Annotated in this window: 2 protein-coding genes; both read right to left on the bottom strand. The window is 54.6% G+C overall.

The genetic code is table 11. The features are described 5' to 3' along the window. Positions 1 to 110: 110 nt before the first annotated feature. Entirely contained in the window at positions 111 to 761 is a 651-nt protein-coding gene (locus ACOCD2_RS20255) for a 7TM-DISM domain-containing protein (RefSeq protein ID WP_293650247.1), read from the bottom strand. 111 nt (positions 762 to 872) lie between these two features. After that, on the bottom strand, positions 873 to 1,166 hold the full coding sequence (locus ACOCD2_RS20250; protein WP_293650246.1) for a PilZ domain-containing protein: 294 nt from the start codon (positions 1,164 to 1,166) through the stop codon (positions 873 to 875). Positions 1,167 to 1,325: the final 159 nt, after the last annotated feature.

Raw genomic sequence — 1,325 nt, 5'->3', positions numbered from 1 at the left:
ATTGCCGCATCTCCAGTTACCTGCAGACCATGGCAAATCAGGGATACAATCCGCTGGTCGCCATTCAAATGGCCTTTTCGGGACAGCTCTATGCTGATAGGGGTGAGTAGTTACGAATAGAAAAGGTATCTCGTGCTTCTGAGATTGAAGAAAAGTACCAGGTTATAGACCAGGAGAACGACCAGGCCCCCATACAGAATGCCATACCAGTGGGCACTGCCCATTTCTCTCGAATAAAATTGCTCGGAGGTTGAGAAATACAGGGGCAATACCATGGCTTCGGCTGTTTCTGCACGGATGTAGAGTGTGGTAAGCCCCGGCGCATAGGCGTGGTTGAAGGCAAAGTAACGGGTTTTGAGCGGGCGCTGACTGAAAGGCAGGTTGTCTCCGGTGTGCCAGTGCTGTACCAGTCTGTCCTCCCGGACGACGTAGAAGTCCACTACATCCAGCCAGGTTCGTTCCAGGGAAAGCCTTCTTGCAGCCAGTTTGCCGGTCCTGTTTTGCACCTGCAGGCGCAGCCAGACGGGCTGTGCGGTGATGCCGAATCTCGGAACTGCCCTGGATGAAGCGCGAAATCTGCCCCCGGCATGGGCAGCCATGGCCTGGTCCAGGCTGAGTCTGTCACCGGATTCCTGAAGGTAAGTCAGTGATTTGCCTACCGGGTCGGGATACTGTGCAGAGACGTCCAGCGGTTCGGCAATGGCATGCGCCGCCGCAAGACAGAACAGAAAAGGGAAAAACAGGAGGATAAGACGCTTCATGGTGCAGAGAGAGCAGGTTTGTCAGCAGCCGGCGTTGATGATCCAGGCAGCAAGTATAGTGGATATCCGGTTGCTGTTCCCTTCTGTCAGGCAGAAGAAGGGAAGGGCGCTCTACTGATGTTCCCAGGGTTCGTGGATCTCCAGCGTACAGCCGTAGCCATGATAACCGTGACGTGCCTCATCCACACAGCGTTTCACCTGCATGTGCATGTGTACCGGCGCAGGATCATATTCCGCCTTCATCACCACTTCCAGCTTGTCACCCACCTGCAGGGATACCGGTAGCCATACCATTGCTCCTGTCGTGCTGATATCGGCCAGGAAGCCGGTACGGAATTCTTCTTCGCCGCTGCGGAATTGTACCGGGCCATGCCATTCCACGCGGGGGCTGATTCTTCGATCCATGTTGTGCTCCTGAGCTTCTGCCGTATTGCCTGTCTGTTTATTGGCTCTTCCCCAAATGGAGTGGGTAGATTATCGTAATCCCCTATGAGAGACAAAGACCTATACGCCCAGATACTGGGAATCAAGAGTCCCTGGCAAGTATCCGGTGTAGAGCTGGCG

It is taken from the genome of Thiolapillus sp., from assembly GCF_048562965.1.
In the GTDB taxonomy this organism is placed as follows: Bacteria; Pseudomonadota; Gammaproteobacteria; order Chromatiales; family Chromatiaceae; genus Thiolapillus; species Thiolapillus brandeum_A.
The sequence above is the reverse complement of the archived record's forward strand: the minus strand, read 5'-3'. Positions and strand labels throughout refer to the sequence as shown.